Origin of the sequence: Micromonospora sp. S-DT3-3-22 (assembly GCF_015354745.1) — a bacterium.
Taxonomy (GTDB): domain Bacteria; phylum Actinomycetota; class Actinomycetes; order Mycobacteriales; family Micromonosporaceae; genus Micromonospora; species Micromonospora wenchangensis.
Window position 1 is genome coordinate 20,140 of sequence record NZ_JACGMO010000105.1, and the last position, 8,128, is coordinate 28,267.

Here is an 8,128-nt window from a genome sequence, read left to right on the forward strand (position 1 = left end):
GGTACTGTGCGGGATCGCCGTAAGCCCGCAAGCTGGAGAGGTGTCGTCTGTGCGTACCAGATCAGGAGGCCGCGCGGCGGTGGCGGCGGCCCTTGCCGCGCTGCTCGCCCTCGGCGCGGGTGGTTGTGACGTCTCGGTGGAGGAGCCGGAGGCGCCACCCGGCAGCTCCGGCAACGTCGGTGAGCAGCTCTCGGAGCTGACCGTCGCCGAGGCCGGCTCGATGAAGGGCTACAGCCGCAACCGGTTCCCGCACTGGCGGGACACCGGCAAGAACTGCGACGTGCGGGACAGCGTGCTCCAGCGCGACGGCAAGGACATCCGCCTCTCCGGCTGCAACGTGGTCGGCGGGCGGTGGGAGAGCGTCTACGACGGTCGGACCTTCACCGACCCCTCCGACGTGGACATCGACCACATGGTGCCGCTGGCCAACGCGTGGCGTTCCGGTGCCGACGAGTGGGACGACGCCAAGCGCGGCGACTTCGCCAACGACCTGACCCGACCGCAGCTCTTCGCGGTCTCCGCCAGCTCCAACCGGTCCAAGGGTGACCAGGACCCGTCGCAGTGGAAACCGCCGAACCGCGCCTACTGGTGCACGTACGCGGAACACTGGGTAGAGGTCAAGCACCACTGGAAGTTGACGGTGACCAGCGCCGAGAAGGCCGCCATCACCGACATGTTGGGGGGCTGCACATGGGCGAGCAAGCGCTGACACCCGCCGGTGCCGACGCCGGGACCGACCCGGCCGGGACACCGGCGACGGCAGCCGACGCAGCGCCGGAGGGTACGGGGGCGGCCACCGCCGGGATGACCGCCGACGGGCAACCCGCCGCCCCGGCCGGGGTGCCCGGCGCGGGGATGACCGCCGACGCGGGCGGCACCGGCGGGCCCCGCGAGCTGACCGCCGACCTGGTCGCCGGCCCCGGCGGGGTGATGACCGACGAGGTCGGCGTGGTGACCGGCGAGCTGACCCTGAAATCCCGGTACGCCGACGGCCAGGCCACCCTCACCGTGCAGTACAAGGACGCCGACGAGTGGTACGCGGTGACCGGCGGGACGGCCAAGCTCGCCGACCCGGCCGACCTCGACGCCGTGCACACCGTCGCGCTCGCCCTGCTGCACCGCCCCGAGGGCTGACCCGCCCGCCGCCGCACCCACGGACAGGGCCCCCTTCCCGTTCACCGGGGAGGGGGCCCTGTCCGTCTGCTCACGGGGTGGGGATCAGCTCACCGGGATCGCCCGGCGCCCCACCCTCGTCCGGCCGGACCAGTTCGGGTTCCACCTCGTGCGGGCGCAGCCGCCCGGCGGCGATGTCCTCGGCGAAGTGGCAGGCGACCCGGTGGCCGCCGACGACCTCGCGCAGCGCCGGCCGCTCGTCGGCGCACCGGGTCGGCTGCGCCCACGGGCACCGGGTGTGGAACCGGCAGCCGGCCGGCGGGTTGGTGGGCGACGGCAGGTCACCGGCGAGCAGGATGCGCTCCCGCCGGTCCTCGACCAGCGGGTCCGGCACCGGCACCGCCGACATCAACGCCTTCGTGTACGGGTGCATCGGCTCCCGGTAGAGGTCGTCGCTGGACGCCTCCTCCACCAGCCCGCCCAGGTACATCACCCCGACGGTGTCGGCGATGTGCCGGACCACCGCCAGGTCGTGCGCGATGATCAGGTACGTCAGCCCGCGCTCGTTCTGGAGGTCCTCCAGCAGGTTGAGCACCTGGGCCTGGATCGACACGTCCAGGGCGGAGACCGGTTCGTCGGCGACGATCAGGTCCGGGTCGAGCACCAGCGCGCGGGCGATGCCGATGCGCTGCCGCTGCCCGCCGGAGAACTCGTGCGGGTACCTGCTCAACGCCGAGGCGGGCAGGCCGACCGCCTTCAGGGTGTCCCGCAGCCGCCGGCTCGTCGCCTCCTTGTCGTCGGCCAGCCCGTGCGCCTTGAGCCCCTCCACCAGCAGCGACTCGACCGACTGCCGGGGGTCCAGGCTGGAGAGCGGGTCCTGGAAGATCATCTGCATCCGGCGGCGGGCCTTGCGCATCGACTCGCCCTTGAGCGCGCGCACGTCGGTGCCGTCGAAGACGATCTCACCGTCGGTCGGTTCGACCAGCCGCAGCAGGCCCCGGCCGAGCGTCGACTTGCCGCACCCCGACTCGCCCACCAGCCCGTACGTCTCACCCGCGTTGATCGACAGGGAGACGCCGTCGACCGCGTAGACGTAGCCGACGGTACGGTCGAACAGCAGCCCGCTCTTGATCGGGAAGTGCACCTTGACGTCGCGCAGCTCGATCAGGGGCCGCCCCTGCTCCGCCGTGTCCCCCGCCCCGGCCTGCCCGGTCGCGGCACCCTCCGTGTTTCCGGTCCGTTCGGTCACGGCACCGCCACCTCCTCCGAAACGGGGTTGTTGCACCGCAGGTCGCCGCCGGTGGCGGTGGGCTCCAACGGTGGCGGGCCGTCCAGGCAGGCGTCCACCACGTTGTCGCAGCGGGGCGCGAAGGCGCAGCCCTCGACCCACGGGATGTTGTCGGCCACCGAGCCACGGATCGCGTGCAGCCGCTCGCCGCGCACCGAGTCGAGCCGGGGCACCGAGTTGAGCAGCCCGTGCGTGTACGGGTGCCGGGGCCGGGCGAACAGCTCGTGCCGGGCGGCCCGCTCCACCACCTTGCCGCCGTAGAGCACGTTGACCGTGTCGCAGAGACCCGCCACCACCCCGAGATCGTGAGTGATCATGATGAGCGCGGTGCCGGTCTCGTCGACCAGTTGCTTGAGCAGGGTGAGGATCTGCGCCTGGATGGTGACGTCCAGCGCGGTGGTCGGCTCGTCCGCGATCAACAACCGGGGCTTGCAGGCCAGCGCGATGGCGATCAGGGCCCGCTGACGCATCCCGCCGGAGATCTGGTGCGGGAACTCCGTCAGCCGGCGGTCCGGGTCGGGGATGCCGACCGCGTCGAGCAGTTCCCGCGCCTCCCGCAGGGCCTTGCGGCGGTCCATCCCCCGGTGCCGCTCCAGCACCTCGGCGACCTGCACCCCGATCGGGACGACCGGGTTCAGCGACGACAGCGGGTCCTGGAAGATCATGCCGATGTCCCGGCCCCGCCGGTCCCGCAGGTCGTCCGGGCGGAGCCTGAGCAGGTCGGTGCCCTCGAAGAGCACCTCACCGGTGACCCGGTTGCCCCGCTTCGGCAGCAGGCCCATGACCGCCAGGCTGGTCACGCTCTTGCCGCAGCCGGACTCGCCGACCAGGCCGACCGTCTGCCCCGGCTCCACCGTGAAGCTGACCTGGTCGACCGCCGTGAACGGCCGCTCGCCCCGGCGCTGGAACACCACGCTCAGATCACGTACGTCGAGCAGGCTCATCGGGTCACATCCTCACTGTGCTGGTCGTTCGCTCCCGGCTGCGGTCGCCGGCCCACCGGGTGCCCGCCCGGCGCGGGACCGGTCGCGCCGGCCCGCCGCACCGCCGTCACCGCCGGTTCTTCGGGTCGATCGCCTCGCGCATGGCCTCACCGAGCAGGGTGAAGCCGAGCGCGACCACGATGATCGCGAGCGCCGGATAGTAGGCCAGCTCGGGGCGGACCTCGAAGTAGCGCTGGCCGTCGACGCCGAGCATCAGGCCCCACTCGGCCCGGTTGATGTCCGGATCGCCGAGGCCGAGGAAGGACAGCGCCGCCGCGTCCAGGATCGCCACCGCGAAGGTCAGCGTGGCCTGCACGATCACCGCGGTCAGCGAGTTGGGCAGCATGTGCCGCAGGACGATGTTGCGTTCCTTGACACCCAACGCCCGCGCGGCGAGGACGTGGTCGCTCTCCCGCTGGGCCAGCATCGAGCCGCGCAGCAGCCGGGCGAAGATCGGCACGCTGACGATCGCCACCGCGAAGATCACCGTCCACTGGCTCGACCGGCTGGCCATCGCGACCAGGGTGATCGCCAGCAGCAGGCTGGGCAGCGCCAGCATCACGTCGGTGAGGCGCATCAGCACCACGTCGATCCAGCCGCCGAAGGCCCCGGCGATCGCGCCGAGCAGCACACCCAGGGTGAGCCCGATCAGGGTGGCCAGCACGCCCACGAAGAGGGTCTGCCGGCTCCCGTGGATCATGCGGGAGAAAAAGTCCCGGCCGAGCGGGTCCGAGCCGAACGGGTGCCCGGCGGTGGCGCCGGGGATGCTGTCCACGGTCAGGTCCCGGGTCAGCTCGTCGAAGCGCTGCACCGGATCGTGCGGGGCGATCAACGGGGCGAAGATCGCCACCAGCACGAACAGCCCGACGATGACGGCGCCGACGATGGCCACCGGGTTCCGGCGCAGCCGGCGCAGCGCGTCCCGGTAGAGGCTGACCCCGCCCGGGTCGGCGGTGGCCCGCGCCAACTCGTCGAGCCGGGCCCGCTTGCGGTCGCCGAGCCGACCGAGGCTGCGCTCCCGGCGTTGCGCCGGGCTCTCGCCGGCCTGCCCGACCGGCGGCTCGGCGGGCTGGTCGGTGGGGCTGTCGCCGGTGCGGGGCTTACCCACGCCGGGGCGGGTGGTCGGGTCGGTCATCGCACACGCACCCTCGGGTCGATGAAGGCGTAGGAGAGGTCGACCAGCAGGTTGACCAGCACGAAGACCAGCGCGGCGAGCAGGATGATCGCCTGGAGCACCGGGTAGTCCCGGCCGCCGCTGATCGAGTCGGTGATCAGGGTGCCGAGCCCGCCCCAGTTGTAGACCTTCTCGGTGAGCACCGCGCCGGAGAGCAGCGCGCCCGTCTGCAGGCCGATCGTGGTGACCACCGGCAGCAGGGCGTTGCGCAGGATGTGCCGGCCCCGGATGGTGCGGTGCCGCAGGCCCTTCGCCTCGGCGGTCCGTACGTAGTCCTCGTTGAGCACGTCGAGCACGCTGGCGCGGGTGATCCGGACGATCACCGCCAGCGGGATCGTGGCCAGCGTGATCGCCGGCAGGATCAGGTGCCAGAGCGCGTCGGCGCTGGCGTCGAACTCCCGGGTGAGCAGTCCGTCCAGGACGTAGAACCCGGTCACCGTGGTGTTGTCCATCCCGGTGCTGATCCGCCCGGACGGCGGGAACCAGTGGATGTCCTGGGTGAGCACGTCCTTGAGCAGGTAGCCCAGGAAGAAGATGGGGATCGAGATGCCGAGCAGGGTGCCGGCGATCGTCAGGTTGTCGAGGAGTCGGCCCCGGTAGCGGGCGGCGAGATAGCCCAGCGGCACCCCCAGCCCCACCGCGATGATCATGGCGGCGATGGCCAGTTCGATGGTGGCCGGGAAGGCGCGGGCGATGACGTCGGTGACCGGGTCACCGGTCCGGATCGAGTTGCCCAGGTCCCCGGTGAGGACCCGCTGCATGAACTTGCCGTACTGCACGAGGATCGGCTGGTCGTAGCCGAGCGCCTTGATCAGCAGCGCCCGTCGTTCCGGGGTGGCCCGCTCGCCGAGCAGCGCCTCGACCGGGCCGCCGGGCAGGTTCCGCAACCAGACGAAGATCAGCGCGGACAGCGCTATCAGCGTCACCACCAGTTGGAGCAGGCGGCGGACTATGACTCGCAACATCTCTCACACACCAGACTCTCGATGTTCGCGGCATCGGCCCGGGCCGGCACTTGCTCCCGACCCGGGCCGATGCACGCCTACGGCGTCAGCCGACGGACGTCACTTGCTGCTGACGCTGACCGTGTTGAACCGCTCGTCGGTCAGCGGGCTGGCGACCAGCCCCTGCACGTCCTTGGTGACGACGATGGCCGGCGGGGCGTGCCAGACCGGCACGGCCGGCAGCCACTTGGCGGCGATGTCACGGTTGACCTGCTCCCAGGCCGCCTTCTTGCCCGCCTCGTCGACGGTGCCGTCGGCCTTGGCGATGGCCTCGAACATCTCGGTCATGGCCTGGTCGCCGAACTCGACCTTGCCCCGGCCGAAGAAGGTGCCGACGAAGTTGCCCGGGTCGTTGTAGTCACCGGTCCAGCCGAGGATGTGCAGGTCCTGCTTGCCGAACTGCTGCACGTCGTCCTTGAAGCCACCGTTCCACGGACGCGGCACACCGTTGACCTTGATGCCGACGGCCTGCAGATCGTTGGCGAGGACGGTGAAGATCTCCTGCGGGTTCGGCATGTACGGCCGGGAGACGTCCGGCGGGTAGTAGAAGTTGAGGGTCAGCCCCTCGGCGCCGGCCTCCTTGAGCAGCTGCTTGGCCTTGTCCGGGCTGTACTCGTACTTCTGCACGTCCGGGGCGTAGCCGAGCACGGTGTCCGGCATGAACTCGTCGGCGACCTTGGTGCCACCCGGGCCCTTGGTCTGGACGAGCTGCTGACGGTTGAGGGCGTAGGCGATCGCCTGGCGAACCCGCAGGTCCTTCAGCTTCGGGTTCTTCTGGTTGATGCCCAGGTAGAGGATGTTGAACGCCGGGCGGTCGAGGACCTGGAAGCCCTCACCGGACAGCGCCTTGCGGTCGGCCGGCGCCGGGAAGTCGATGCCCTGGACGGTGCCCGCGCGCAGCTCCTGCTTACGGGTGTTCTCGTCCTTGATCACCTTGATGATGACCTTGTCGACCTTGGCCTTCTCGCCCCAGTAGTCGGGGTTCCGGTTCAGGGTGATCTCGTTCTTGGCCTTGTCCCAGCCACCGAAGGTGAACGGGCCGGTGCCGACCGGGGTGGTGGTCGCGAACGAGCTGTACTCGAAGGAGTCGCCGTTCTGCTTGACCGTGTCGGCGTCACCCTTCTTGAGGGCCTCCGGGCTGGCGATCGAGAGCGCGGTCAGCGCGAACGCGCCGGGGAACGCGCCCTTGTACTTGTTGAGGGTGACGACGGCGGTGCCGTCGTCCTTGGCCTCACACTTGTTGTAGAGCGCCTCGCCGGCACCCTCGGCCTCGTTCTTGGCGAACCCGCCGAAGACGTCCTGGTAGTAGATCATCTGCGACTGGGCGGCGGCGCCCTTCATGTTGTACCAGCGGTCGAAGTTGAAGCAGACCGCGGCGGCGTTGAAGGGGGTGCCGTCGTGGAACTTCACGCCCTGGCGCAGCTTGAAGGTCCAGACCTTGCCCTCGGGGTCGTGCTCCCAGCTCTCGGCCAGGCCACCCACCAGGTCGGCCGTGCCCGGCTTGTGCTGGACCAGCGTGTCGTACATCTGCCGGACCGGCCGGAACGACTCACCGTCGTCGTTGAAGATCGGGTCGAAGTTCTTCGGGTCACCGGCACCGGCGAAGATGAAGGTGCCGCCCGTCTTGGCCTCGCCACTGTTGTCATCGCCGCGGTCACTCTCCGCACAGCCGGCCGCGCCGACCGCCAGGGCTGCAACGGCCACGAGGCTCACGGCCGTCCTTAGCCTTCTCGCCTGCATCTCTCACCTCTGTCATCCGCCTGAACAACGCCGGTCCATGGCTCGGTCCGTGAGCGGGAGGCTATGACACGACACACCGAAGCGGAACGGCCGTTAGGCAATCGCTACCAACCCGACACCAAGCACTCCGTCTGACACCGCCGGATCTCCCGACAAACGGGACTGTCACAGCGGCACCTCGGAGCTATGTCCGGAAATTGCCCGGCTGTCCGGACCCGCCGTCGCCACCGTCACCCGCCGTCACACCCCACCCCGCCGCCTCCCGCAGGCCGGCACCGTGACGGTCGCCGTCCGCACCCGTGTCCGGTTCCGGCGGTACGCTCCGCGCCGGTCCGGCGCTTCGTGCGTGTCATGGGGTCCACGTCCCGTGACCGGCGGCACCCCCGGGCCGGAATCCCGACCGCGCCCACGGCGTTACACCCTCCGTACGACCGCAGCGGCACCCGGCCGGCCCGCACGTCCTGCGGGAATGGCCCCGGGACCCCGGTCGTTACACCTGACCCCGGCACGAGCGGCCACCGCCCCGCCCGGGAACCCTGAACTTCTCTCCCCCGCATGAGCGCCCCCGACGTGGTGCCCACGCCCCATCGCTGCCCGTCCCCCACGGGCGCACCCGGCCCTCCACCGGCCGGGCGGGGCGTCTACCCCCGAAGGAGCTTCCCCATGAACACCACCATCCTGCGTAAGAGCGTCCTCGGTATCGCCGGTCTCGCCGTCGCCGGTGGCCTGGCCGCCGGCCCGCTCAACCACGACACCCCCACCGTCGACACCCGCCCCGTCGCCGCCGTGGTGCAGGCCGACAAGCCGGCCGTCGACAAGGCCAAGC

General features: G+C 70.8%; 7 protein-coding genes. 2 read left to right on the top strand and 5 right to left on the bottom strand.

Features of this window, described 5'->3' with window-relative positions; all coding sequences use genetic code 11:
• Window positions 1-49 precede the first annotated feature (49 nt).
• Complete coding sequence (locus H1A17_RS25460) at window positions 50-709, top strand: HNH endonuclease family protein (RefSeq protein ID WP_088643797.1); 660 nt, start codon at window positions 50-52, stop codon at window positions 707-709.
• The gene (locus H1A17_RS25465) at window positions 691-1,134 is read left to right on the top strand and encodes a hypothetical protein (RefSeq protein WP_145922164.1); all 444 of its coding nucleotides are present in this window, start codon (window positions 691-693) and stop codon (window positions 1,132-1,134) included. The genes H1A17_RS25460 and H1A17_RS25465 overlap by 19 nt, the downstream gene beginning before the upstream one ends.
• A gap of 70 nt (window positions 1,135-1,204) precedes the next feature.
• Here the strand turns inward: H1A17_RS25465 and H1A17_RS25470 are convergent, their stop codons facing one another.
• The 5 genes from H1A17_RS25470 to H1A17_RS25490 form a co-directional block, all read right to left on the bottom strand.
• Window positions 1,205-2,281 carry an ABC transporter ATP-binding protein gene (locus H1A17_RS25470; RefSeq protein ID WP_145923088.1) on the bottom strand — a complete coding sequence of 359 codons (1,077 nt, stop codon included), beginning with the start codon at window positions 2,279-2,281 and terminating at the stop codon, window positions 1,205-1,207.
• A 77-nt stretch (window positions 2,282-2,358) separates the two neighbouring features.
• Window positions 2,359-3,345: an ABC transporter ATP-binding protein gene (locus H1A17_RS25475; RefSeq protein WP_145922165.1), complete on the bottom strand. Its 987-nt coding sequence runs from the start codon at window positions 3,343-3,345 to the stop codon at window positions 2,359-2,361.
• Window positions 3,346-3,451: 106 nt separating this feature from the next.
• The gene (locus tag H1A17_RS25480) at window positions 3,452-4,519 is read right to left on the bottom strand and encodes an ABC transporter permease (protein ID WP_194823070.1); all 1,068 of its coding nucleotides are present in this window, start codon (window positions 4,517-4,519) and stop codon (window positions 3,452-3,454) included.
• A complete protein-coding gene (locus tag H1A17_RS25485) occupies window positions 4,516-5,523 on the bottom strand; it encodes an ABC transporter permease (RefSeq protein ID WP_145922167.1) in 1,008 nt (335 codons plus the stop codon). Before H1A17_RS25485 ends, H1A17_RS25480 begins: the two co-directional genes overlap by 4 nt.
• Before the next feature lie 99 nt (window positions 5,524-5,622).
• Entirely contained in the window at window positions 5,623-7,302 is a 1,680-nt protein-coding gene (locus H1A17_RS25490) for an ABC transporter substrate-binding protein (protein ID WP_145922168.1), read from the bottom strand.
• Window positions 7,303-8,128: the final 826 nt, after the last annotated feature.